Source organism: Leptolyngbya iicbica LK, assembly GCF_004212215.1.
Taxonomy (GTDB): domain Bacteria; phylum Cyanobacteriota; class Cyanobacteriia; order Phormidesmidales; family Phormidesmidaceae; genus Halomicronema; species Halomicronema iicbica.
This window is the reverse complement of the sequence record NZ_QVFV01000011.1, coordinates 1-23,644: the sequence shown is the minus strand read 5'-3', so window position 1 is coordinate 23,644 and position 23,644 is coordinate 1. Positions and strand designations below refer to the sequence as shown.

General features: G+C 54.4%; 21 protein-coding genes. 10 read left to right on the top strand and 11 right to left on the bottom strand.

What is annotated here, in order from left to right; translation table 11 throughout:
* Nucleotides 1-77: 77 nt before the first annotated feature.
* The 4 genes from DYY88_RS22635 to DYY88_RS22620 form a co-directional block, all read right to left on the bottom strand.
* Complete coding sequence (locus DYY88_RS22635; RefSeq protein ID WP_039728759.1) at nucleotides 78-374, bottom strand: DUF1816 domain-containing protein; 297 nt, start codon at nucleotides 372-374, stop codon at nucleotides 78-80.
* Between the two features lie 80 nt (nucleotides 375-454).
* Complete coding sequence (gene rlmB, locus DYY88_RS22630) at nucleotides 455-1,462, bottom strand: 23S rRNA (guanosine(2251)-2'-O)-methyltransferase RlmB (protein ID WP_039728758.1); 1,008 nt, start codon at nucleotides 1,460-1,462, stop codon at nucleotides 455-457.
* Nucleotides 1,463-1,538: 76 nt separating this feature from the next.
* Nucleotides 1,539-2,027 carry a Mini-ribonuclease 3 gene (locus DYY88_RS22625; protein ID WP_201279070.1) on the bottom strand — a complete coding sequence of 163 codons (489 nt, stop codon included), beginning with the start codon at nucleotides 2,025-2,027 and terminating at the stop codon, nucleotides 1,539-1,541.
* Between the two features lie 50 nt (nucleotides 2,028-2,077).
* A complete protein-coding gene (locus DYY88_RS22620) occupies nucleotides 2,078-2,419 on the bottom strand; it encodes an STAS domain-containing protein (protein ID WP_039728757.1) in 342 nt (113 codons plus the stop codon).
* Nucleotides 2,420-2,813: 394 nt separating this feature from the next.
* On the opposite strand from DYY88_RS22620, the gene DYY88_RS22615 reads away from it, so the two are divergent.
* The gene (locus tag DYY88_RS22615; RefSeq protein WP_039728755.1) at nucleotides 2,814-3,158 is read left to right on the top strand and encodes a ribbon-helix-helix domain-containing protein; all 345 of its coding nucleotides are present in this window, start codon (nucleotides 2,814-2,816) and stop codon (nucleotides 3,156-3,158) included.
* Nucleotides 3,159-3,518: 360 nt separating this feature from the next.
* On the opposite strand, the gene DYY88_RS22610 is transcribed toward DYY88_RS22615, so the two are convergent.
* Entirely contained in the window at nucleotides 3,519-5,132 is a 1,614-nt protein-coding gene (locus DYY88_RS22610; protein ID WP_242517661.1) for a cation:proton antiporter, read from the bottom strand.
* A 246-nt stretch (nucleotides 5,133-5,378) separates the two neighbouring features.
* Between DYY88_RS22610 and cysE the strand changes: the two genes are divergently transcribed.
* Nucleotides 5,379-6,110, top strand: coding sequence for a serine O-acetyltransferase (gene cysE, locus DYY88_RS22605; protein WP_039730367.1), 732 nt, complete (start codon nucleotides 5,379-5,381; stop codon nucleotides 6,108-6,110).
* 17 nt (nucleotides 6,111-6,127) lie between these two features.
* On the opposite strand, the gene DYY88_RS22600 is transcribed toward cysE, so the two are convergent.
* The 3 genes from DYY88_RS22600 to DYY88_RS22590 form a co-directional block, all read right to left on the bottom strand.
* Nucleotides 6,128-6,892 (bottom strand): hypothetical protein, encoded by a 765-nt coding sequence (locus DYY88_RS22600; protein WP_039728754.1) that lies wholly within the window; start codon nucleotides 6,890-6,892, stop codon nucleotides 6,128-6,130.
* Between the two features lie 231 nt (nucleotides 6,893-7,123).
* Nucleotides 7,124-7,495 carry a DUF3082 domain-containing protein gene (locus DYY88_RS22595; RefSeq protein ID WP_039728753.1) on the bottom strand — a complete coding sequence of 124 codons (372 nt, stop codon included), beginning with the start codon at nucleotides 7,493-7,495 and terminating at the stop codon, nucleotides 7,124-7,126.
* Between the two features lie 26 nt (nucleotides 7,496-7,521).
* Nucleotides 7,522-8,067: a DUF1643 domain-containing protein gene (locus DYY88_RS22590; protein ID WP_044151385.1), complete on the bottom strand. Its 546-nt coding sequence runs from the start codon at nucleotides 8,065-8,067 to the stop codon at nucleotides 7,522-7,524.
* 358 nt (nucleotides 8,068-8,425) lie between these two features.
* On the opposite strand from DYY88_RS22590, the gene DYY88_RS22585 reads away from it, so the two are divergent.
* From DYY88_RS22585 to DYY88_RS22560, 6 genes are all read left to right on the top strand, one after another.
* Complete coding sequence (locus tag DYY88_RS22585) at nucleotides 8,426-9,733, top strand: MFS transporter (RefSeq protein ID WP_039728751.1); 1,308 nt, start codon at nucleotides 8,426-8,428, stop codon at nucleotides 9,731-9,733.
* A gap of 197 nt (nucleotides 9,734-9,930) precedes the next feature.
* Nucleotides 9,931-10,527 (top strand): PEP-CTERM sorting domain-containing protein, encoded by a 597-nt coding sequence (locus DYY88_RS22580; protein ID WP_039728749.1) that lies wholly within the window; start codon nucleotides 9,931-9,933, stop codon nucleotides 10,525-10,527.
* 152 nt (nucleotides 10,528-10,679) lie between these two features.
* Entirely contained in the window at nucleotides 10,680-11,876 is a 1,197-nt protein-coding gene (gene nagA / locus DYY88_RS22575; RefSeq protein WP_201279069.1) for an N-acetylglucosamine-6-phosphate deacetylase, read from the top strand.
* Nucleotides 11,877-11,910: 34 nt separating this feature from the next.
* On the top strand, nucleotides 11,911-12,237 hold the full coding sequence (locus DYY88_RS22570; RefSeq protein ID WP_039728748.1) for a hypothetical protein: 327 nt from the start codon (nucleotides 11,911-11,913) through the stop codon (nucleotides 12,235-12,237).
* Between the two features lie 313 nt (nucleotides 12,238-12,550).
* Entirely contained in the window at nucleotides 12,551-13,534 is a 984-nt protein-coding gene (locus DYY88_RS22565; RefSeq protein WP_039728747.1) for a protochlorophyllide reductase, read from the top strand.
* A gap of 401 nt (nucleotides 13,535-13,935) precedes the next feature.
* Nucleotides 13,936-14,427: a cupin domain-containing protein gene (locus DYY88_RS22560; RefSeq protein WP_044151383.1), complete on the top strand. Its 492-nt coding sequence runs from the start codon at nucleotides 13,936-13,938 to the stop codon at nucleotides 14,425-14,427.
* A gap of 100 nt (nucleotides 14,428-14,527) precedes the next feature.
* Here the strand turns inward: DYY88_RS22560 and DYY88_RS22555 are convergent, their stop codons facing one another.
* Entirely contained in the window at nucleotides 14,528-15,205 is a 678-nt protein-coding gene (locus DYY88_RS22555; RefSeq protein WP_039728746.1) for a DUF8692 domain-containing protein, read from the bottom strand.
* Nucleotides 15,206-15,314: 109 nt separating this feature from the next.
* Between DYY88_RS22555 and purN the strand changes: the two genes are divergently transcribed.
* Entirely contained in the window at nucleotides 15,315-15,956 is a 642-nt protein-coding gene (purN, locus tag DYY88_RS22550; RefSeq protein ID WP_039728744.1) for a phosphoribosylglycinamide formyltransferase, read from the top strand.
* Here the strand turns inward: purN and DYY88_RS22545 are convergent.
* Nucleotides 15,940-19,194: an efflux RND transporter permease subunit gene (locus tag DYY88_RS22545; protein ID WP_039728741.1), complete on the bottom strand. Its 3,255-nt coding sequence runs from the start codon at nucleotides 19,192-19,194 to the stop codon at nucleotides 15,940-15,942. The genes purN and DYY88_RS22545 overlap by 17 nt on opposite strands.
* Nucleotides 19,195-19,279: 85 nt before the next feature.
* Nucleotides 19,280-20,563, bottom strand: coding sequence for an efflux RND transporter periplasmic adaptor subunit (locus tag DYY88_RS22540; RefSeq protein ID WP_039728738.1), 1,284 nt, complete (start codon nucleotides 20,561-20,563; stop codon nucleotides 19,280-19,282).
* Between the two features lie 298 nt (nucleotides 20,564-20,861).
* Between DYY88_RS22540 and DYY88_RS22535 the strand changes: the two genes are divergently transcribed.
* Nucleotides 20,862-21,941 (top strand): TIGR00341 family protein, encoded by a 1,080-nt coding sequence (locus DYY88_RS22535; RefSeq protein ID WP_063776203.1) that lies wholly within the window; start codon nucleotides 20,862-20,864, stop codon nucleotides 21,939-21,941.
* Nucleotides 21,942-23,644: the final 1,703 nt, after the last annotated feature.

Sequence of the window (23,644 nt, the reverse complement as noted above, 5' to 3'; positions counted from 1 at the left end):
AGTTGAAAATGATGACACTGATTACTGATTAATGACGGCAGTCATGAAGTTGTTGGGCTGACTTGACTGTCGGATCTTTATGATTGACCACTGAAGGCTGGGGTCGGACCAGGCGCTTGATCGTCCATGCCCTCTTCGTAAACGGTGAGTTGCTGAGGCGGCCCATCTAAAGCCACAGCTTTAGCAGACAGCACCTTTGACCCTTCTTGCTGAAGATCATCGATGTAGCCTTGTTGCTGTAGCTGCGCTTCTTGCTCGATTTCGAACGGCCCGAAGTAATAAGTGCAAGCTGGCTCGGCGGTCTTGATTTCAAGCCACCATTGTTGCCCGGCACCAGTCAATAATCCAACAAGCTTCTTAAACAGATTTGCCATAATGTATACCCATCAGATGCTGTCTTATCAAGTCTCGATCAGAGAGCGGCTATTTTTCGATTCAGAATGTTTATACTCTGTTACTTTGCTTTTTGCAAAGAATTTAGATTCAATCGCCCAGTCCACTGTTGACGATAAATCTCGTACAGGGCCATGCCGGTCGCAACCGATGCATTGAGGCTTGCCGTTTTACCCGCTAAGGGAATAGCCACGACTTCGTCACAGCTTTGCTGTACCAGTAAGCTAAGCCCGTCCCCCTCGGCTCCTACTACGAGTACCGTAGCACCACTAAATTCAACTGTGTGTAGTGAACGATTCGCTTCAGCGGCCAGACCATAAATCCAGAAATTTTCAGTTTTGAGCGTCTCTAGCGCCTGACGGAGATTGACTACTCGGGCGATGGGCAGGTGCTCGATCGCTCCCGTTGCCACTTTTGCGACTGTTGAGGTAACACCTGCTGCCCGCCGCTGGGGAATGATCAATCCCTGGGCGCCAAGGGCTTCAGCGGTGCGAATAATGGCCCCCAGGTTGTGGGGATCAGTGATGCTATCCGCAGCCAGCAATACGGGACGAGTGGTGGCTTGTTTCGCATGGGTGATTAGAGCATCGAGTTCCCAATAGTCATAAGGAGCGACTTGGGCGATGATCCCCTGGTGGTTTTGGCCTTGCGCAAGCTGATTTAAGCGACGCTGATCGACTTCGTCGATTACGACACCGTTGGCTTTCGCTTCATTAATCAGAGGTAAAAACCTGCCGTCGAACCGATAGCGATCGTTGATCCACAGGCGGTTGAGAGTGCGCTCACCTTCGAGGGCTGCCTGGATGGCGTGGCGGCCAAAAATCATGTCAGGCGATTCTTGCGCGTTCTCGGCTTCGGCCTGGACAACGGGCTCGGAATGGTCGCGCCTTACGGGCTTTGCAGGGCGGGAGCGATCGCTTTTGCGGCCCCCGCCCGCCCGACGATCACCTCGAGGTTTCCGCGAAAAGCGATCCTGGCTATACCGTTTGCCGCCGCTACGCTTTTGCGGCCGACTCGACGAGGGGCCAGAGCCCGTAGATTTTTTGACAGGTTTTGGGCGATCGCTCATATCATCAACATCCAAGTAAAACAAGTAGAGAGGGGCACGCTGGCCGCCGATATAGCGCTGTACTGAGGGCCAAAGTTCAAGGTTGCGTTGCCTCTGCCGGTATCACTTCAGGGGTAATCGGCAGATAAGACAGGATCTCAATTAACCGTTGGGCATCAGTGAGATAGAGATAGCCCAGCAAGGCTTCCAAGGCGGTGGCCTGACGATAGTCGCGCAAGCTGGCTCGCACTTTGCGTCCAGATGCGGCATTGCGAGCCCGACGCAAAATATCTTTTTCTGCCGCTGATAGGTAAGGTTGCAGGCACTCTAGGTATTGCGCCTGCTGCTCAGCACGCACATGACTGACGACCTGCCGATGAAACGTGCGTACCTGCTGCGGGGGCCAGAGCAGCCGACTCCGCACGAATAACTCAAAAACTGCATCACCTATATAGGCTAACGCCAAGGGCGATAGCGATCGCAGCTGCTGTTCTGAGTACTGAGCTAGACCCTGAGTCGGACACAGCAAGCCTTCCAGCGGCATCGGCAACCTAGGGGTCGGAACATCTTGGGAATCTTGAGCCATAAAGTTTCCTTGAGCTCTGCCCAAAGTGCCACCCACAGATCTAACGCTAACTAAAGATTCGCGATCGCTTCATCCACCGACGGTTGAATTGCTAAAAACTTTTCTAAACGCACTAGCTTAACCGTTTGCATAACCCGAGGATTCGCAATTAACTGCAAGCTCCCTTGTGAGTCTTTGGCCTTCTTTACCAATTGCACCAATGCTCCGAGGCCCGAACTATCGACAAAATCAATTCCAGAAAGGTCCAGAATTAGGTTGCTAGGACCTTGGGTCACATAGTTTCCCATCACCTTCCGAAACGTCGGTTCTGAGAAAGCGTCCAAGAGTCCAGTGAGGCGGAAAATTTGACAATTAGCCCTAACCTCTCTGGTGCCTCTTAAACTTACGGTCAGGGTCAGCTGTTCAGCGATGGGAAACCTCCCAGTACGTCACTCAGAATTTGAGCTCTAAGTATATGACAGGACATTTGGAACCGCAAGCTTCCTATCTAAGTCGGTTAAAGCATGGTGCAGTAAGCGATTCAGGGCTTGTTTGCCCTGAAAAGTTGTCATTATTAATAGTCGGTCAATGAAATTTCGCAAACTCTCTAATTTCTGGTTGACTGGAATGCTCGGATCATCGGGTTAACTTGGGTAACCAAGGGCAGCAAAGTAACCGGGGCTCGCATTATTAGGCCGGAAATCTGTTACTTTATTGCTGGAATACTACACCCGTAATACAAAAGTAATTAGACTATGGGGTAGTTGTTCAGAACATTGTGTTGAGTCTTTGGAGGTGTCTTCACCCATGCCCACCCTTTCCCGTGCATCCACAACTGATATGGAAGTGACCAGCATCCGCCTGGAAAAAGAGCTGAAAGAGAGCTTGAAGGCGATCGCGGGTAATCGCGGCTACCAAGCGTTAATTCGGGAAGTGTTGTGGGCTTATGTGGAGCAGCAATCGGGAAAACCGACAGGAACCCTGAAACGCCAAGACATTCGAGCTACGATTCCCGCTACAGCAGAGCGGGCCGAACGATGTTTGGTCACCGGACGGGCGATCGCTCCGGGGGATGACATGCTGTTGGGGTTAACGCCTCAAGGGGCCTTGGTGCCCATCTGCAACACCGCAGTTGAGTCCGTCGCTCCGTAATCACGCGATTCATCAAGTTTTAGCCGGTCAAATTGATGCCTAACGCCTGATCGTGATGCGGCACTTGGCGAGGAGAATGTAGATCTCTGGCGTCTTTAGCAGCTGCTTGTCTTTCTAGCAGCTGCGCATCATTGAGTATCAGGCGTCGGCAGCACATCAGTTAATCAGAAGGGGTTGCCATGGGGGAATCTTTCGCTGCTAGTTCCGAAAGGATGTGCTGCCCCTTTGCCAGGGCGAGAGTCACCGGGGAAAGCGCGCGAAGACAAGCAAATATGTCACGGCTAAGACAACCATGATGTATCGTCTTAGCCAGCCGTCAAGACTTGTATTTATGATGAGAGGAGCGTTTTAAGGAATCAGCTAGCTCGGATGGCTGATGGCACGCTCTATCACGGAGGGAGGAATCTCTTTTAAGAGACCCTGCTGGACAAAATTGGTGTAAGTCAAAGTTTCAATGGCAACCAATTGAGCTTGGTGTTGCTGGAGAATCAATCCCTCCAATAAGGGATGAGCTTCCCGCATGGCAGCGAGTTGATTTTGGGTCTCAGTCAAGGTGGTTTTAACGAATGCCAACTCTTGCTGAAATTTATCGGCGGCGATGACGGGTTTGCGATCGCCATCTAGTAAATAGGTCAGAATTTTTTGCAGGGCATCTCGTTGAGCCACCAGAGTTAAGTATTGCTGATACAGCTTTTCGTCGGTGAGTAGATTCAGGCGATCGAGCAAAAACTTGCTCGTGAGTCCTTGAATGAGCAGGGTAAAGAGTACAACGCCAAACGAATTGGAGATGATCTGTTGGCGATCGGGAACCCCATCAGGAATGCTCAAAGCTAAAGCGATCGCCACCGACCCACGCAACCCCACCCACCACAGCACAGTTTGCTCAGCCCAGGGAATGGGATTTTGGGTGACCCAGCCACTGATGGCGCTAAAACCGTAGATGGCGACACCACGGGAGACCAATACCGCAGCGATCGCGACCAAGCTTGTATCGATATTCTCTAAAAAGTACGGAAATAAGATTTGATCGCCCAACAGCAAAAACACAATGGAGTTCACCAAAAAAATGATGAATTCCCAAAACTCGATCATGGTGCTACATTTTTGCGGTTGCTCACCCGGCACCAGACTCAGGTTGCCGATGATGAGTCCGGCGGTGACAACGCCGATTACACCCGAGCCGCCCAAGTCTTCGGCCAAAATGTAGCCGCCATAGGCGGTCACCAAACTCAACGTTTGCTCGACCCAGGCCAAGTCATAGCGCTGGGTTAGCAGGGCCACGATGGTGCCAATGACACCCCCAACGCCGAGACCGATGGCGCTGACCACCACAAATTGCAGCAGCGTCGTGGACAAATCAATCGGTTGCGGATCGACCGCCTGCTCTAGCAACACGCTAAAGGCCACCACTGCGGCCCCGTCGTTAAACAAGCTCTCGCCTTCAAGCAAGGTGGTGAGCCGCTTGCCCGCCCCCACCTCGCGAAATACGCCCAATACTGAGGCGGAGTCGGTGGCAGCCAAGCAAGCCCCCGTTAGCAGCGCTGTCGTCCAAGAAACCTGCATCCACTGGTGCAAGGCCCAGCCCACGCCCGCTACGGTGATGGGCACGCTGCCAATGGCAAACAGACTGCTGGGCAGCAACTCGCGCTGAAGATCGGGCCACCGCATTTTCCAGGCGGCTTCGAATAGAATCGGCGGCAAGAAAATTAGCAGAATCATGCCGGGCGAGAGGTCGATTAGCCGCACTTCGACCAGCGCCAACCCCAAGCCGACAATCACTAGCAGCAGCGTGTAGGGAACCTGACGCAAAAAGGGAAAAATGCGGGGTAGGCTAGCCGCACTGAGCGCCACCAGCAGTACTGGCAAAAACTCTTTGAGATTGCGTTCAATGGCCAGATCGGTCGCATCGGTCAAAAGGCTCATCAGCACTGTGCCGATCGCCGCAAAATGATTGCTCCAGACTGTTTCTAACACCTTGATCTGATTGCGCTGTGGCCCTCGTTAATCTATGCCCATATCGCTCTAGGCTGCGGCTAAATTTTAGAGTAAGACGATATGTAAAGCAGTCAAATGGCTCACCCCTGACCGTCAATCTCGCGCGGGTGGCCTTCGTGCCACTGACTAAGACGAGCGATCGTGGGATCCTCACCTCGTGGACTATTCCCCAGGGCTGTGAGTAACGCTAAAATTGCACAGTGTGTTTTTCACGAGGCGAAACAAGTGCTGAAAGCATTGCGAGCTGATTTCAAAATTGTTTTTGAACGCGACCCGGCGGCCCGCAATTGGCTAGAGGTAATGTTTTGTTATCCGGGCCTGCAAGCGCTGATGTTCCATCGGTTTGCTCACTGGCTGTGGAACCTGGGGCTACCGTTTGTGCCGCGTTTGTTGTCCCACATCAGCCGTTTCATTACCGGCATCGAAATTCACCCCGGCGCGACGATTGGTCATAGCGTGTTCATTGACCACGGTATGGGTGTCGTCGTCGGTGAGACGGCGATTATTGGTGACTACTGTTTGATTTACCAGGGCGTCACTCTGGGCGGTACGGGCAAAGAATCGGGCAAGCGCCACCCCACGCTAGGAGAAAATGTCGTGGTGGGTGCAGGTGCGAAGGTGCTCGGCAATATTCAAATTGGCAACAACGTGCGCATTGGCGCGGGGTCGGTGGTGCTGCGCGAAGTGCCGTCTGACTGTACGGTGGTGGGCATTCCCGGACGGGTGGTGTATCGCGCCGGGGAGCGAGTGGGACCGCTAGATCACGATCGCCTGCCTGACTCTGAGGCCCAAGTGATTCGCGCTCTGGTAGATCGGATCGAAGCGTTGGAAGAACAATTGGAAACCTTGAAAGAAGACAAGGTGAGTCAGAAAGAGCTTGTCGCGATCGGCCAAAGCAAAAGCTGTCGCCTTGACGATCGCGTGATCACCGAATTTTTAGATGGGTCGGGAATTTAGGGCTGCTTATTCCAGCTTCAAAGCAACTTGTAGCGTTGGAGTTCGCTTTCGACTTTGGCTTTAAGTTGGGCTTTGAGATCGGTGGCATTGTGGAAAACGATCTGCTGCTCTGAGGGAATTTCAAAGGGAAAGTGACCGGGCAGGTCGTCGCGTTCTTGACGAGCGAGGATGATTTGCTCGGGGCGTTTGCACTGGAGGGCATAGCCCAACTCAACACAGACGCTAGCGCTGGGCAGCAATGACGGTGGCGCACCGGGTAATTGGGCCACCGAGGTGCCGTCGGCGATAAAGAGCAGGGATTTACGGAGTTTACGCATGAGGGGGCTGTTGCGCTTTAGGGCTCCGGCTCCAGAGCGATTAGCTTCCTCAAGACTGAGGGCGAGGCGAGATCGCTGATTTACCTTTTCGAGCAGCGCTTCCAATCCCTCACGGAGTAAGGCACTCGACTCGGCGTAGTCGGTTTGGTAAGAGAAGAAAATCGACGGGTCTTGCTGGACTAAAGACTCTTGTTTGATGAAATAAATTTCGTGGCTGAGCAGGTCGATGTTGGCGATCGCGTAGGTGCCGCTGCCTTCGATGTAAAACTCTACGGCTTCGCCCGCGAGATAGCGTTGAAACCAATCGGCTTGGCGCACCGCTTCACTATCGTCGAGAAAGTCAGCCCGCAGTCCTGATTTCAGCAGGCTATTGCGACTCAAGCGCAGATCTTGCGATCGCTTCTCCAATTCTTGAGCAGGCTCATACTGTTCTAGATACCAGGCTTTGAGGGCAATGATCGCCATCGACGACGTCCTTGTTGAAAAAAACGGGGCAGGGCCAATAATTACTCGATACTTTACGGGGCTTCCCAGCAAAATCAAGGGCGATGAGGAAAATTCCCGATAGTTTTAATGAGCGGGCGCAGGGGCGGAGGAGCAGGGGAGCACGACAAACTGGGTTCGGAGAGCGACCAGATGGCGCAGGGCCTTGGCAACCTCACCGAAGAACTTTGATTATAGATCAAATGTACTGTATTAGTCTTGGGCTTCTGGCGTGGTTGTCTCAGCATCACTGGGATCGTTGGCGCGCTGCCAGATCATTTGCAAGCCCAATAGGAACAAGCCGATCGCAGAGATGGCAAACACGCCAGCCCCAAGCGTGATGCTGCCCATGACCAGGGTGCGAACGGCAGCTGAGAGGTTAATCACGGTGATGTTGTCGGAGGTGACAGGCTTGTTGGCAAAGGAGGTGGCGATCGCGACCAGCATTTTGTAAAACAGCATGGCAAAGACCGCCGCCATCATGGAGCCGGTGAAAGCGCGCAAGATGCGTTTGGTGGAGAGGGGGTTTTCGGCAGGGGGGGCGGTCGCAGAGTCTGTTTTACTCGGTGTTGCCGGGGTGCTCATAGGGCCAACAAATTTTGAGACGGTCACTATCCTGCCACAGAACTCTGGGCCATTGATAACTTGCTCAATGAATCGTCAGCGGTGATGGTTGGTGGAGTTAACCAGGGTTGCAGGGGCGTGTGGCGTGGCAAGTATAGGGGATGACGCGGTTGGCCGGTGCGATTAAGCCCCAAACAATTGAGGCGATCGCGAAACGGGTTGAGCAACCTGAGGACCGCTTGGTCGCGCTGGTGCAGGGAGCCCCAATTGCCCCAGGCCAATACAATGCAATCAGCCGATTGGCAGGCTTCCAGGATGTGGGCATCGTTGTCGGAACCGATGGGGGCAGCGACCGTTTTGAGGACCTTGGGTGAGGCGGTGCAGTAGGCAAACAAATTTACCACGGTGAGGCGACCGAACTGCCAGTGCTGAGCGAGGCTAATGCAGCGGCGCAGGGTGGGGTCGTCTTGGCGGTGATCAGCGCGACTAGGATTCAGCATAATGAGGGCGATCGCTCTCCCCTCTGGCTGCCACTGCCGCTGGAGCCAATATCGATATTGCCCGGTGGCATCAAACAGGGCGGATCGCTGCATCGTGAGGGTAGAGCTCAAAACAATCGCGGTGGGAGGAACATCTACGATTAATTGTCGGCTAATTGTCGGCTGTAAGCGTGCAGTTATCAGATGGCGCACCACCGTAGCTGTGCCAGTAACGACAGGCAGTGGTGGTGCGCCGCCGCGATCGCCGCCGCGTGAGAATAAGGCCGCTAGGTATGGGGCATATTAACTTTGAGCGACGGGCACTGCCGTCTTAAACGTGGCTGATTTGGCCGCTGGACTGGACAGCCGCGCGGTGAGCAGTTGAGGAATCCGTCTGCCGGTAGAAATCTGAATTCGAGAGTGTTTGTTACATTTGTTAACAGTCTAATCTGAGCTGATTGGGAAAGCTGCTGTGAGAGTATTCGCCTCATTTGACTCGGCCTTGCGTTGGAATTTAGCCATTTTGTTTGCGGCGGGGCTCTGCTTTTGGGCCGGGCTGGCGGGCCTTTTGCCTACGCTGCCGCTATTTATCGAAAGCTTGGGCGCCACGGGGTCGCAAATTGGCATCGTCATGGCTTCCTTTGCGTTCGGCCTCTTGGTCGCACGCCCCTGGCTCTCCCGCTTGGCCGATGAACGGGGGCGCAAGTTGGTGTTGATGATTGGCATGGTGTCGATCGCGATCGCGCCCTTTCTCTATCTATTTGCGCTGTATTTACCACCGCTCGAGTGGCAGCTGAGTTGGGGCGATCGCCTGCTCGATGTCAACGGCATTTTGCTGCTACTGATGGCGTTCCGTGCCTTTCATGGCTTGAGCATTGCTGCGTTTGTGGTGGCTTACAGCGCCCTGATTGTGGATATTTCGCCCCCAGCCAATCGCGGTGAGTTAATTGGCTACATGAGTTTGGTGAATCCGATCGGGATGGCGCTGGGGCCAGCGTTGGGCGGCTTTTTGCTGGAGTGGAATGACTTCTCATTCGCGTTTATGGCGATGGGCCTGCTCGGCATTGTTGGGGTGATCTGCATTTCTCAGGTGACAGAAACCTATACCCCCTTAGTCGATCGCCCTGATCCGCATGCCCCACGTCCTCAATTTTGGAGCTTGCTGCTGACGCCTCGGGTGAAAACGCCGGCTTTCATGTTGCTGCTGGTGGGGTTAGCCTTTGGCACCTTAAGTACGTTCATTCCCTTGTTTGTGCGTGAGACTGGCATTGCCCTGAATGTGGGATTGATTTACACCGCGTCGGCGATCGCCAGCTTCGGCATTCGGCTGGCGGTGGGTCGAGCTTCGGATCGCTTTGGTCGTGGGCGTTTTATCACAGCGGGACTGTTGCTTTATACGCTGTCGATGCTGACGTTTTGGCAGGCGGACTCGGCGCAAGTGTTGCTGCTGGCAGGGCTGATTCAGGGCGGCGCGGCGGGGACCCTGATTCCCATGGTGGCGGCCATGATGGGCGATCGCTCCGCTCCCAATGAACGCGGCAAGGTGTTTGGTCTGGTCATGGTCGGCTTTGATGTGGGCATTGCCTTTGCTGGCCCCGTCTTTGGCACCTTTGCCGATTTCGTCAGCTATCGCGGTTGTTTTGGTTTGGCGGGGCTGATGACGTTTTTGGGGCTGCTCATCTTTATCACCACCTCCAGCAAAGATCTCGACCATTCCCTCCGGTTTTCGCTCGGCCAGGGTCGTGACCTTTACGCAGTAGATTTACCAGCAGGTAAGTAATCGTTTTTTTATTTGGTGGCGTTTCACTTCATACCATTACCTAAACAAACAGTTCATTAAAGATTGGGTGAGGAATTTTACTTCAACCTTTACGTATCTTGGTGGAAACACGTAACTTGTACATGTTGTCAAGTAATTCACATAACGTGCATCCATCCAAGCACGCTTGTACACATCGTAGATTTCTGGAAATAATTATGTTTAAACAAACCATCCTTGCACTGACGAGCGCAGCCGTGAGCGGAGTTGGCTTTGCTGGGAGTGCTGAGGCAGCCAGTCTGAATTTGGTAAAAGTAGGCAATATTGTCCAAGATAATCGCACCGACTTATCTTGGTTGGATTTATCTCAAACTGATGGAATGACTCCTATGCAGGCCTTGAGTGCGTTTCCCGAATATCGCTTGAGTACCACTTCAGAAGTTGCAGAGTTGTTAAAGTCAGCGCAAGAAGATTTTGGCGGAGTTGTTCCTGACTTAAATACTGGTGTAATAAGTCAACCATTAGGGGGTGGTTTGCGTACACTTTTTGGCGGGACAGGAGGATTTGGGTTCATGGGAGGCCGTTTTGATGATGGAAATGGAAATGACGTATTTGGGGCCATTCAGTATTTCCCTGGTGTCGCAGGTTTAGGATTTCGAGAGGATGTAGCTGGCCCTATTGCTGAGTATGGAGTACTTTTAGTCAGAGGTGAAACGGTCTCTGAATCCGTCCCCGAACCCGTTTCACTACTTGGCATGGCTACCGTTGGTGTCGTTGCGGCGGGTGGTGTACTTAAGAAGAAAGCGACTGCTTAGGTTTTTGGACTCTTCTTGGGAAGTTTATCCACTGCAACATCATATTCCGAGGCCCCCAAACATCTGGGGGTTTTTTGTTGTCTATTCGGGTCATTCTAGAGCTGAAACCGGATAACATTCCTGCAAAGATATTGCTGGTGGTTTAAGTAGAGATGGCGGCAATGTGGGCGCTGACAAATTGTCGGATTTACACCGGGGCGGAGGTGCTGGACGATCGCGCCTTGGTCATTCAGGGCGATCGCATTCAGAGTCTCATGTCGGTGACCGATCTGCCCAAGGATTGTGAGCGGATCGATTTGGAGGGAGCCTCCATTACTCCCGGTTTTATCGACCTGCAGCTCAACGGGTGTGGGGGCGTTATGTTCAATGACGCGATCGCGCCAGAAACGTTGGACATCATGCACCAAACGAATCTGCGGAGCGGCACGACGAGCTTTTTGCCGACGCTGATCACCACCTCAGATGCCGACATGAGATCGGCCATGAGTGTAGTTAAAGCCTATCGCCAAGATCAGCCCCACTCGGTGTTGGGTCTGCATCTCGAAGGGCCGTATCTCAATCCCAAGCGCAAGGGCATTCACAATGGGGATTTTGTGCGATCGCCCGATGCCGAGATGATTGCCGCGATCGCGCAAGCTGGGCCAGAAACGGTACGGCTTGTGACTTTGGCCCCAGAAATGGCGACGCCTGAGGACATTGCCCAACTCGCGCAAGCTGGGATTGTCGTGTCGGCGGGGCATACCAACGCTAACTATGACCAGGCAGTGGCGAGCTTTCATCAGGGGGTGACGATGGCGACCCACCTGTTCAACGCCATGTCGCCTTGGCAAAGTCGACAGCCGGGCATGGTGGGGGCGGTGCTCGATCAGCCGGAAGTTTACACAGGCATTATCGCCGATGGTCATCACGTTCATTTCACGTCTATTTCGTTGGCTCACAAATTGAAGGGCGATCGCTTGTTTCTCGTCACCGACGCCACCCCCCCAGCAGGCACCGAAATGGACTCCTTCATGATTGGCGGCCAGCGGGTGTTTTATCGTGAGGGCAAATGCATCTCGGCGGAAGGCACGCTGGGCGGTTCGGCGCTGACCATGATTGAGGCGATCGCCAACTGCGTTCACCATGTCGGGATTCCTCTGGCAGAAGCGTTGCGCATGGCTAGTCTGTATCCGGCCCGTGCCATCCATGTGGACGAGCAGTACGGTCAACTTGCACCGGGCTATATTGCCAACGCCACTATTTTTGACTCTGCCCTACGCATTCTCGGAGTCGTCGACCGAGGCCGGTTGCAGCGCTTTAATCCAACTGTGACAGCGCCTGCCTACGCCCAGGCAACCGCGTTACCTTAAAGGGGTTCGGTAACTTCTCTTTCTCTGAATCACCATGCAAGCCAAATTTTTGATCACAGCGGCGGCGCTGGGTACCGCCGGATTGCTAATAGGCACTGCCGCCAAAGCTGAACCGGCTCCCTTAGCAGCTGAAACTGGTCTCACAAATCTGCCGTCGCCGACAGCTGCCCCAGCTCCGGCGACGACCACCTCCGATGCGACCCCAGCGGTGGCAGAGGGTGAGCCGCTAGTTTGTCCACCGGGACAATTCCCTTCGGCCTTTGCTGACGTTTATCCCTGGGAGTGGGCTTACCAGGCAGTCAACAATCTGGCGTCGCCATCGATGACCTGTTTCGATTTGCCGGAAGATCGTCCTCAGTAAGGCGAACTTTTGGGGCAAGTTATCCACATTGAAAGACGCGATCGCTCGTTTGTTGACGGGCGATCGCTTGCTTTTTTGCATTACTTTATAGAGTCTCGGCGGGCTGACTTCAGTCAAGCTGGGAGGTCTCTTTCTGGCTTGAGATCTAGGATTCAGCGCTTTATGAAGGTGCTTCTCTCTAGTTTTGGCAGACACAATTTCGCAATCAAAAGATCGGGCTCTTAAGGTTTATTTCAGTGTCGGCTTTGTTGCGTTGGATGTGCGATTCTAAACAGTGTTAACGCAACCCTACGTTTGAAAACGATTCATTAACATGGCAGATACTAATCAGCCGACGGTCATTGTTACAGGTGCCTCTTCTGGGGTCGGGCTGTACGCTACTAAAGCCCTGGCCAAGAAAGGTTGTCACGTTGTCATGGCCTGTCGCAACCTCCCCAAAGCCGAAGCCGCCGCCAAAGAGGTCGGTTTGCAGCCTGATCAATACACCGTGATGCGCCTTGATCTGGCAAGTTTACAGAGTGTGCGAGATTTTGTGGATGCCTTTCGGGCCAGTGGTAAAACGCTGAAGTCGCTGGTGTGTAATGCGGCAGTCTATCTGCCTTTAGAAAAGGACCCCCAATACAGCGAAGACGGGTATGAAATCAGCGTCGCGACTAATCATCTGGGACACTTTTTGCTGTGTCACCTGATGTTGGACGACTTGAAAAAATCGTCGGTGGATGACAAGCGCCTGATTATTTTGGGCACGGTGACGGCGAACCGCAAAGAACTGGGTGGCAAGATTCCCATTCCGGCTCCCCCTGACTTGGGCAATTTAGAAGGCTTTGAACAGGGCTTTAAAGCGCCCATTTCCATGATTGATGGCAAGAAGTTCAAGTCTGGCAAAGCCTACAAGGACAGCAAGCTGTGCAATATGCTGACCACTCGTGAGCTGCACCGTCGGTATCACGATGCGACGGGCATTACCTTCAACTCGCTGTATCCCGGCTGTGTGGCCGATACGCCGCTGTTCCGCAATCACTTCAAGGCGTTCCGCACGATTTTTCCCTGGTTCCAAAAGAACATCACGGGGGGCTATGTGTCGCAAGAACTCGCGGGCGAGCGGGTGGCGATGGTCGTGGTTGATCCAGAATTTAAGCAATCTGGCTATCACTGGAGCTGGGGCAATCGCCAGCAGCAGGGTCGGCAAGCCTTTGTGCAAGAGTTGTCGGCAGAGGGTAGTGATGACCTGAAGGCCAAGCGTCTGTGGGAACTCAGCGAACGGCTGGTTGGGGTCGCCTCGATGGTGAGCACTTAATTGCAGCGACGCCCCATAGGAATGAGAATTTAATTCAGTGTGGACAGCCGTCTCGGCTGTTCAAGAGCAGGCAAGATGGTTGCCCGACAAAACTTGAATTTTATAAAACTCTGATTCCATATCCTTTTGAAAACGGTTTCGGACGCAGAAAGCTGAGAAGAGCGATCGCTGTCCGAAGCCGTTTTTTGTGGTTTATGGGTTGCCCTTCTTTTACAAAACCTGTAGTTCGCTACTGTCTCTGATGGATGCGCCCTAGAGTCAAGGCAGGACGAGATTTGTCTTAGCCATCAGCGTTGAAATTGTTTTCTAGACACAAACGCTACGGCAAGGCGGGATGAATTAGCGTCTAATTTGGCTAAATCGCTGTTTGCTGTCGTATTTATTTTCACCCTTCTAGACCCATGACTCAGACATCCTCTGCTGTAGCATCGGCCACGGACACCGCGCAAGATTGCAAGCTAGCTGTGGTGAAGACGTACCGAGATTATCAGGTTTATCGCATCAGTCCAGAAGATCGCAATCGTTTGGCGATCGTGTTTGACCCCAAGACGGCGGATGTATCGCTGACCTACTGTGTCGAAATTTTTGAGGTGGGGGGAGAGACGCCCTCCCATCGTCACAACTCGGCGGTGGAAATGTTTTATGTGCTGAAGGGCGAAGGCGAAGCGGTTTGCGATGGCCGGGTGGTGCCACTGAAGACTGGGGACAGCATTTTGATTCCCAACAGTGGCACCCATGAAGTGCGGAATGTGGGCAGCGATCGCCTCTACATGCTCTGCATCATGGTGCCGAACGAAGACTTTGCTGAACTGATTCGCAATGGAGTGCCGGATGAGCTGGATGAGGAAGATTTGCGGGTGCTCAGCCGTACGGATGTGCTGATGCCCTGTTGAGATCATGGCAGACGTTGGCAGATCCCGATTGGGAGCAGTGGCTGAGTGGCTGGCTGGCAGAGTGAGTTACAAGCCGACTGTTAAGGCTATCCCGAACTCTCTATGCCGGATGGGTCTCCGACGGTAGGGGCTGGGTGAGCAGCTTGACGGTGAAGACGGCGAAGGCGTAGAGGATGATGGTTTCGCCGCAGAGTTCGGCAAACTCTTCGAGGGTGATGCGCAGGTATTCAGCCCAAGCGGCGACTTCGGCGGAATTTTGGGCCGCCGTGGTGGCGATCGCTCCTTTCAAAAACTCGGCCCCAAAGCCGCCGCCGAGAAAGATGGCCATGCCCGTTGCCACTCTGATCAGAGTGATGCGGTGGATTTGCCAGAGCCAAACTAAATCCCGCCAACTCAAGATCGGAATCGCCGCGAGTAAGCCGAGATAGAGAAATTTCCAGTTGATCTGGTCGAAGGTGAGGTGCAGTTTGGTGAGTTCGTCGAGGCCACCGAAGAGGCAGAGGCAGGCTAGCGCTAGCGGTAAATACCAAGAATAGGGGGCATGGAGTCGCGATCGCTGCATCAACAGCACGAGACACAAACCGCCGATGGCAAAGAGATGGATCGCTTGCAGCAACGAAGGGAGCGTGCGCAGACCGTTGAAGTTCAACAGGTGGGGAACGCTGCCCCGCTGCACCATGCCCCAAAAGTAGGCGATGGCGAGGCCCAGTTCTAACCCAATGAGGGAGATCGTCCCTTGGCGCAGAATTTTGGAGGTGGACACGGATCTTTCACCCATCAACGGCTGTGCTCAGCGTGCCCGAATTTGGGGTGTCGTCGCCAGCGAGCAGAGTCGGATTTCGTCGGTAGAATGGGCGGTGCATGTTGAGCAATTTGATGAATGACCCGTGAGTGACGCCCTCATTTCTCCTGCAATTCCTTCCTCATCCCAGCTTCAAGCCTCGCCGATGCGCCTGGCAGTGTTGGCTTCGGGCAAGGGCAGCAATCTCGCCGCGATCGCCAATGCGATCGCCCGTGGGGAACTGAACGCGACAATTCAGGTGGTGATTTACAACAATCCGGCGGCGGGGGTGGTGCAAAAGGCGGAGCACTACGGCATTCCGACAGTGCTGCTCAATCACCGGACGTTTGCGAGTCGGGAAGCTCTCGACACCGCCATTATCGAAACGGTGCAGGCTCACCAGGCCGATTGGGTGATTATGGCCGGGTGGATGCGGCGGGTAACGGCGGTGTTGATCGACGCTTTTCCGCGCCGGGTGCTGAACATTCATCCCAGTTTGCTGCCCAGCTTTCCGGGGGTGCGGGCGGTGGAGCAAGCGTTAGCGGCGGGCACCAAAATTACCGGCTGCACGGTTCATTATGTGGAGTTGGTAGTGGATAGTGGCCCCATCATTATGCAGGCGGCGGTGCCGGTGTTGGCGGACGATACCCCAGCAACGTTGCAAGCGCGCATTCAGGTGCAAGAGCATCAGATCTATCCAGCGGCGATCGCTTTGGCGGGGCAAGCCCAGCTTACGGCAGCGGAGTAGCGGTGGGCGGTTTAGTGGCAGACGCATCGGGGGCGAGTGGCGCCAGCTGGTCCGCAGTGCCGCCGTCGGTGCGGGAGCCGTGCAGCAGCGTGTAAAAGCAGGGGATGATAAACAGCGTCAGCAACGTCGCGAGGGACAAACCCGAAAAGACGACGATGCCCATGGGCTGCAAAAACTCGGAGCCGTCCCCGATGCCCAGAGCCAAGGGCAGTAGGCCGAGGACGGTGGTGACCGTGGTCATCAGGATGGGGCGGAGTCGTTGGGGGGCGGCTTGCAAGATAGCGGTAGTGCGATCGCACCCTTGCTCCGCGTAAATTTGGTTGGCAAGTTCCACCAAAATGATGGCGTTGTTGACCACAATGCCCACCAGCAGCACAGCCCCGACAATGACGGTTGCGCCAATGGCAGTTTGGGTAACGAACAGCCCCAAAATGCCCCCCGCCAGTGCCAGCGGGACGGTCAACATAATCACCAGCGGGTCGATCAGGGAGTTGTACTGCACGGCCATGACGGTGAATACCAGGAAGGCGGCGAGGCCACCGAGGGTCAGCAGCGATCGCTGGATGGCCTGATTCGCTTCGGCGCTGGAACTGGGGAGGACGGTGACGCCTTCGGGTAGGTCGATGGTGGCTAAAATGCGTTTCATTTCAGCGATCGCGTCGCCCAAGGTTGCCCCCTCGGCCAGTCGGCCCTCGATGATGAAGACTTGACGCTGGTTAATGCGCTGAATTTCGGCAGGGGCTTGGCCGGGTTCGACGGTGGCCACATCGCCTAGCCGCACGAGCTGCCCCCCGTCGGTATAGACCGGTAGTTGCCGTAGCTTGGATGGTGTGTCGATGGCCGCATCGGGCAGCTGCACCCGAATATCCACCAAGCGATCGCCCCGTTGTAGCTGAGTGGGGACAGAGCCATCGACGAGGGTTTGTACGGTGTCGCCAAGGGTCGCAGCAGAGAGATTCAAATCAGCTGCGCGTTCCCAGTCAGGGCGAATCTGGGTTTCGGGTTGGGGGGGATCGGCGTCGGGACTGTAGCTGGCTAAGGTTGCCTGTTGGTCAAAGGTGTCGAGCACTTGGCGACCCGCCTGCTGCAAGCGTTCGCGATTGGCGCTTTGCAAAATGATGTCGACATCGGCCCCGCGCACGGGCGAGTTACTGGTGATGAGACCGCGCACCGACTCGGGAAATAGCCGCAACCGAATATCCACCAGATTGAGCTCGGCAAGAGCCCGATTGGCCTGACCGACAAACCGCCCCACGGGCGTTCCCGGCTTGAGGGTAATGGTGCTGGTGCCGCGCAGGGCGTTGGCGCTGGTGATGCTGGCAAACAAAAAGCCGCCCGAAGTGGTGAACACATAGTCAACTTCCGGCTGGGCCATCAGGACCTCATCTATCGCGGCCATGACTTTGCGGTTGTCGGCCAGGGGAGTACCGGGGGGAAACTGAGCAAACAGCCGCGCCTGCCCCGTGTCAATCGAGGGCAAAATTTCTTGGGGAATTTGCCGCACCATGAGCAAGCTGCTGCCCCCCAACACGAGCACAGCGATCGCAATTACCATCAGCCGCCGACTTAGCACCCGCCCCAATAGCCGTTGATATTGTCGCGTTAAGCCTTTGAGGCGTAAGTCAAACTGCCGGAGTAAAAACCAGTCTTTGACGCCGCTGGAACCGGGCAGGGTCAGCAAACGAGCGGTGAGGGTGGGCACGACAGTCAAGGCCACCACCAGGGAAGCGGCGATCGCAAAGCTGATGGTCAGCACCAGTTCATTGAACAGCAGGGCGATAAAGCCCCCAATCAGCAAAAAGGGCAGCACGGAGACGAGGTTCGTTGAGGTCGAAGCGAGTAAAGCCGACTCTAGCTGTTGGCTGCTCTGCTCTGCTTGGGCAATCACTTCGTCCTTGGGGGGTGCATTTGATGACCTCAGCGCAGCCCCGTTGCCGTTGCTAGCATGGCGGCGAGCCAGCCTTTCAGCTCCCTGGGCGATATTTTCAAGCATGACGATGGAGTTATCGACCACGATGCCGACCCCTAAGGCCAATCCTCCCAGGCTAAAGACATTCAGCGAGAGGCCAAACACGCCGATCAAAATGATGGCCGTCAGCGTGGCAAGGGGAATGGCGAGGACGATAATCAGCGTCTGGCGCAGCGACCCGAGGAAAAAGAAGACCGCGATCGCCGCCAGGGTGGCCCCGGTGAGCCCCGCGATCGCCACATTGCGAATGGAATTTTGCACGAACACCGATTCGTCCAGAACGATGTTGATCGCTACGTCGTCGGGAAAGAGATCCGCAGCTTGCAGTTGGGCCATGCGACTTTTGACCACATCAACCACGGCGACGGTATTGGCGTCAGGCTGCTTTTGCACACTGATTTTGACCGCGGGTTGTTGGTTGAGCGACACGTAGATGCGCTGCTCGGCAGTGCCGTCAACGACTTCGGCAAAGTCGCGCAGATAGACCTGTTGAGAGGCCTCCGGGCCGCCCACCGTGAACTGTAGATTCCGAACTTCGTCAGCGCTGCCAAATCTTCCGGTGACCCGTGTCAGGGTTTCTGAATCGGTGCCACGAATCCGGCCGCCGGAGGTGTCTTGGTTGCGGGTCTCTAATTCAGTAAGCACATCGGCCAAGCCCAAACCCAACGCTTGCAGGCGATTGGGATCGATGTTGATTTGCACTTCTTCTTCTAAGCCCCCGGTGACATCGACGCTGGCCACGCCGGGCAGGGTCGTCAGCTCCCGCGCCAACTCTTCTTCGGCAAAGATGCGCAGATCGCTGCCGGGTAGGGACTGTGAGGTGAGGGCCAGTTCGTAGACGGGGAGCTGTGACGGGTCAAATTTGAAGAGGCGAGGTTCGCCCACGGTGTCGGGCAGTGCATCGCGGGATCGGTTCAACGTGGCGGTGGCATCGTTAAGGGCCTGATCAATATCACCCCCTGGTTCAAAAAACAGGTCGATGCTGATGCGGCCTTCTCGCGTTTGCGAATAAATTTGCACCACCCCTTCCGTCGCCGCTAACCCTTCTTCTAAAGGGCGGGTGATCTCATCCACTGCGACTTCGGGGGATACGCCGGGAGCATCTAAGCGTAGGCCGATGCGGGGATAGGTGATGGAGGGCAGTAGATCAACGGGCAACCGGGTAATGAAGAACAGGCCCATCACGACCACCGCGATCGCCAGCATCAACACGGCAATGTGGCGACGAATCGAGAGCGTGGTAATACTGCTGCGAGGGGAAGAGGTCATAGGGTGTCAGGGTGGCTGGGTGTGTTGGCGAAGCCTGCCCGCAGGGCTTGGGTGGCAGCGGAACAGGGTGTGAGGCTCAGAATATTTACTCGGTTTCGGACAGGATGCTGAGTTTGACGACTTGGCCGTCGCTCAGGTCGCCGCTGCTGCGCACCACCACAACCTCGTCCGCCTGCAAACCAGACAGGATCTCGACCCGGCTATCGTTTTCGCGACCCACTTCGACGGGGCGGGCAGCGACGGTGGCCTCCTGCTCGTTCACCGTGGTCAGCACAAACAGAGTGGGGGCGTCATCGCTGGCAATCTCAAGGGCTGGTTTAGGAATGGCGATGCGATCGCTTCCGGCTCCCTCCAAAGTTACCCGTGCTAGTAAACCGCTGCCAATGCGGCCCGTAGCGTTGGGAATGGTGACTTCAACCGGAATGAGCCGAGAGGTCGGGTCGGCGGCGGGGGCAATGCGCGTAATGCGTCCGCCGATGGTTTCCCCTGGCAAGGCGTCGAGCTGCACGTCTACGGGCTGCCCGACGGAGACTTGTGCCAGGTCGCGATCCGAAACTTCAATCACCACCTTGATGCTGCTGAGGTCACCCAACTGCATCAACTCGTCGCCCGTTTCGGCATAGTCGCCCACTTCGACGAATCGCTCAATCACCGTGCCTGACAGGGGCGATCGCACCACGGCATAAGACAATCGCTCTTGGGCCTGATCCACTACGGCCTGCTGCGCGCTGACCCGCCCTTCGGCGGCGCTCACGGCCGCTTGGCGGGTGCGAATTTGTTCCTGGGTCGATTGCACCACTTGCTGCCCGGTATCGACGGTTAACTGGGCTTGCTCTGCTGTCTGAATTGAAACGGCCCCATCAGCGGCGAGCCTGGTCAAGCGATCGGCCTCAGTTTGGGCTTGCTGGAGCCGCACCAGCGCCGAGTTGTAAGCAGTTTGGGCATCGCTTACTGCCGCCTGAGCCTGGGCGACTTCTGACTGGCGAGCTTGCAACTCGGCCTGGGCTTGGTTCACCGCCACGGTCAATAGATCGGCATCTTGACGGGCCAGGATGTCGCCATTGGCAACCGCATCAGCCACATCAACCGTCAGGGCCGTCACTTGTCCGGTGACCCGCGATCGCAACGCGACCGTTTGCACGGGCTGAGTGGTGCCCGTAAAGGTGAGTCCCGCTTCAAACGTACCCACCTGGGCGACTTGCGTGTTGACGGATACCATCTCTTCGGCCATGGCCGCCTGCGGTGGACGACCGCCCCCCTCGCCATTAGTGCAACCCACGAGGCCCGCCAGGCTAGCCATTAACATCAAACCACCCGCTGCAAGCGGTAATCGATACGTCGCCGATAATCGAGCATAATTTGACGTCACGCTTTAACCTCGTAATCCGATTGAGACTTACTGACCACTGAAACGCTCAGATATTTAACGACCAATGCAAGCTGGCAGCTTTTACACTCCCTTAACTGAGCATTCGCATGACCACCGCTGGCACTAATCACAAAACTTAATTTTTTCTATAGAATAACGCCAATCCTTCATTATTGCTGCAGGGCTGGATGGCCTTGTCGCGATCGCGGTATTGCTTTTATCACAAGAGTTAACAGGGTTTCAAAAGCTGAATTTCCCGCCTAAACTGGAATCCACCCACTCATTTCTAGGCGGGCCTATGAATCGGTCGGCAATTATCGAGCAGTTCCAGCGTTTTCGCCGCAAATATCTGTCTGCTGGGCGGCGGGTTTCTCCTCAGCAACTGAAGTACATGACCGATAGTCTGTCTGATGAGTCACGGCTAGGTAATAGTTTTCTCATCCTGACTTTGGGCTCTTGCATGATTGCGACGTTTGGCTTGCTTGCCAACAGCACAGCGGTCATTATTGGGGCGATGTTGATTGCCCCGTTGATGTTGCCGATTCGGGGCTTGTCTTTCGGCATTTTAGAAGGTGATGAATCTCTCATTCGGACGGGCGCTAAAGCCATCATCATTGGCACAGGGGTCGCGATCGCGGTCTCGATGGTCCTCGGTATGGTCGTCAACTTATCCGGCTATGGCAGTGAAGTCTGGGGCCGCACTCAGCCAACTTTGCTGGATTTAGGGATTGCGATTACAGCGGGCGCGTTGGCCGGTTATGCCAAAATTGAGGCGAAAATTTCGAGTTCACTGGCAGGGACTGCGATCGCCGTTGCCTTGATGCCCCCGCTGTGTGTCGTCGGGCTCTGGCTAGCTAAGTTTGAACTGCGCTGGGCTTGGGGGGCACTGGTGCTTTACCTCACTAACCTACTTGGCATCACCCTGGCCTGCATGCTGGTATTTTTTTGGGCGGGATACTCTCCCGTCATCAAAGCTCGTCGCCCGCTGATTTGGACGACAGCGATCACAAGTTTGCTCACGTTGCCCTTGGGGATAACTTCCTATCGACTGATTGTGCAAGACCGTCTGGAATCTAACTTGCAAGCAGCCTTGCTAGATGGCACCTTAACCTTTCAGCGACTGGAACTGGCCTCGCTGGAAACAGACTGGTTCCCCAACCCCCCAGAAGTCAGGTTGTTGGTTTACGCTAATGAACCCGTGACGCCCGTGCAGGTCAATTTGCTAGAAGAGTTTGTCGCCGACGAAATGGGCCGTCGATTCACTCTGATTTTTCAAGTCGCTCAACTCGAACGGGTGACTAGCGAACCGACGCGATCGATGGACGATGCAGATTCCCTACCGCTGATGCCTTCCACATCGCCGTGGCAGCAAAACTGACCTAACCCGGCAAATATCGTCATTACTGAGATGGCAGCTTTTGCCAACGGCAGACAAAACACCTGATCTCCTGCGTAAAACTGCCTCATATGCCTACTTCTGACATCTCCCTGCATCTTCTCAGGCCATACAATGGCCGGGCAGAAAAACCTTCACACAAAGACTCACTTAACTTTATGTGAGACTCACTTAAAAATAAAGTAGTCCCACAAAGAGACGAGGTCTTGACTTCTAATGAGACTCAAAAAAGCCAGAACAAGACTATTGGTGAGGCTTTTGAGTCTAGCAACAAGATCAACTGTTCAGTCCACATGCGAGCCCGTTTCTGGATTCCTGTGCGACGTACTGACTTTGTCTCGTTGTGAGACTTGGTTGCCGCAATTTCGGCCCAGTTAAGATTTTGGTGAGTCTTGTGATGAGATCGACTTTCTTGCGATGTCGGTATTTGAGTTGATCTTGTTTGGGTGAGCCGAGTCCGCAAACGAGGTGTTGGTGTCCTTTGTCAAAATGTCTTGAAAGGCGATATTCACTGCTGGTGCATGCAGTATCTGTAGTGCGATCGCGGATGACCGTCTGCGGAACTATCCTCCAAGCCAATAACCGAGTTTCAATATTCGAGGAAACGTATGTCTCTTAAAAGGACTATTCAATCTCGTTGAGAGACTGTTTTTGAGTTTTGTGAGTCTCATAAAGAGGCGATTCCTTGGTGTTTGCGGACGTGTTTTATTTCGTGGTGGACTCTCTTTTGTGCTGTTTTTGTCGGTTGTGTATTTTGTGCGATCGCCGAATTTTTGAATGCTCGGTGTGACGTTTGGCGAGAAAAGATCTGGTGGTTGTCAATGCCCCGCTGGCGAGTTGCTTTAAGTCTTGGTCTGAGACTGATGAAAACTGCTTCGTTGGTGGTGTTTGTAGGCGGTTAGGAGTTTGGGTGCGATCGCGGTGCCAGCAGCCCGCTCCTTTAGCGCTGCTCCACTTCAAAGAACACGGACTATAGTTGACTGTAGCCAGTCATCATCGCGGCAATTGACTCAGCTTCTTGATGGATAGACGCCCGCAAAAGCTGATGTTGCCAAGAGCAGGAACTTCCTTCTCTGCAGTCACTCCACGATCTGCAACGCATGGCTAATGAGGCACGTTGTTTTTAGTCCAAAAACAGTCCAGGTATTCAAAAATCTTTCTGAAATCTACAGCCTGAGAGCGTTTTGTTGTTTTGAGTATTTGCGTTCAACGCAACTATTCAAAGAAATGGAGAAAGCGATCGCGACAGGAGCTATTTGTGTGCTCGTCGACATCGCAGGTAGTTCTGCTTTGTGCGCCACGGCCTGTACTGACAGCAATAACACCTCAGTTTGTTAGATGTTTATTGATCGACACACAGCTCATCTGCCAGAGTCTCATTGAAAGTCTTTCCGAGATTAGCGTGAGACTTGACTCGAGAATGATGAGTCTTATCTTGAGTTTGCTTGCGCCTTTGTTCTGGTTTCGAGTTCTTGGTGGGTTTTGCTTAAATATCTGAGTTTAGTCACTGGTTGATCGGCGCAACTCGAAAACCGTTAGGTTTCACTCGGAGATTAGGGCAAGTTTGGCTTCTGGAGCGCGATTCCTTTTGCCAGGGCTAGTGCAACGTCAACGCAAAGAATTAGGGTAGTCAATACTGTTGTAGAAGATGAAACTGAGACGATGAAAGCCTTACCCCATGCCCA

Coding starts and splice junctions, on each gene's coding strand:
- DYY88_RS22615 (WP_039728755.1), top strand. CDS start 2,814: ATGCCCACCCTTTCCCGTGCATCCACAACTGATATGGAAGTGACCAGC.
- DYY88_RS22600 (WP_039728754.1), bottom strand. CDS start 6,892: ATGGCGATCATTGCCCTCAAAGCCTGGTATCTAGAACAGTATGAGCCT.
- nagA (WP_201279069.1), top strand. CDS start 10,680: ATGGCGGCAATGTGGGCGCTGACAAATTGTCGGATTTACACCGGGGCG.
- DYY88_RS22570 (WP_039728748.1), top strand. CDS start 11,911: ATGCAAGCCAAATTTTTGATCACAGCGGCGGCGCTGGGTACCGCCGGA.
- DYY88_RS22555 (WP_039728746.1), bottom strand. CDS start 15,205: ATGGGTGAAAGATCCGTGTCCACCTCCAAAATTCTGCGCCAAGGGACG.
- DYY88_RS22560 (WP_044151383.1), top strand. CDS start 13,936: ATGACTCAGACATCCTCTGCTGTAGCATCGGCCACGGACACCGCGCAA.
- DYY88_RS22625 (WP_201279070.1), bottom strand. CDS start 2,027: ATGGCTCAAGATTCCCAAGATGTTCCGACCCCTAGGTTGCCGATGCCG.
- DYY88_RS22595 (WP_039728753.1), bottom strand. CDS start 7,495: ATGAGCACCCCGGCAACACCGAGTAAAACAGACTCTGCGACCGCCCCC.
- DYY88_RS22590 (WP_044151385.1), bottom strand. CDS start 8,067: ATGCAGCGATCCGCCCTGTTTGATGCCACCGGGCAATATCGATATTGG.
- DYY88_RS22635 (WP_039728759.1), bottom strand. CDS start 374: ATGGCAAATCTGTTTAAGAAGCTTGTTGGATTATTGACTGGTGCCGGG.
- DYY88_RS22535 (WP_063776203.1), top strand. CDS start 20,862: ATGAATCGGTCGGCAATTATCGAGCAGTTCCAGCGTTTTCGCCGCAAA.
- DYY88_RS22580 (WP_039728749.1), top strand. CDS start 9,931: ATGTTTAAACAAACCATCCTTGCACTGACGAGCGCAGCCGTGAGCGGA.
- rlmB (WP_039728758.1), bottom strand. CDS start 1,462: ATGAGCGATCGCCCAAAACCTGTCAAAAAATCTACGGGCTCTGGCCCC.
- DYY88_RS22565 (WP_039728747.1), top strand. CDS start 12,551: ATGGCAGATACTAATCAGCCGACGGTCATTGTTACAGGTGCCTCTTCT.
- DYY88_RS22545 (WP_039728741.1), bottom strand. CDS start 19,194: ATGACCTCTTCCCCTCGCAGCAGTATTACCACGCTCTCGATTCGTCGC.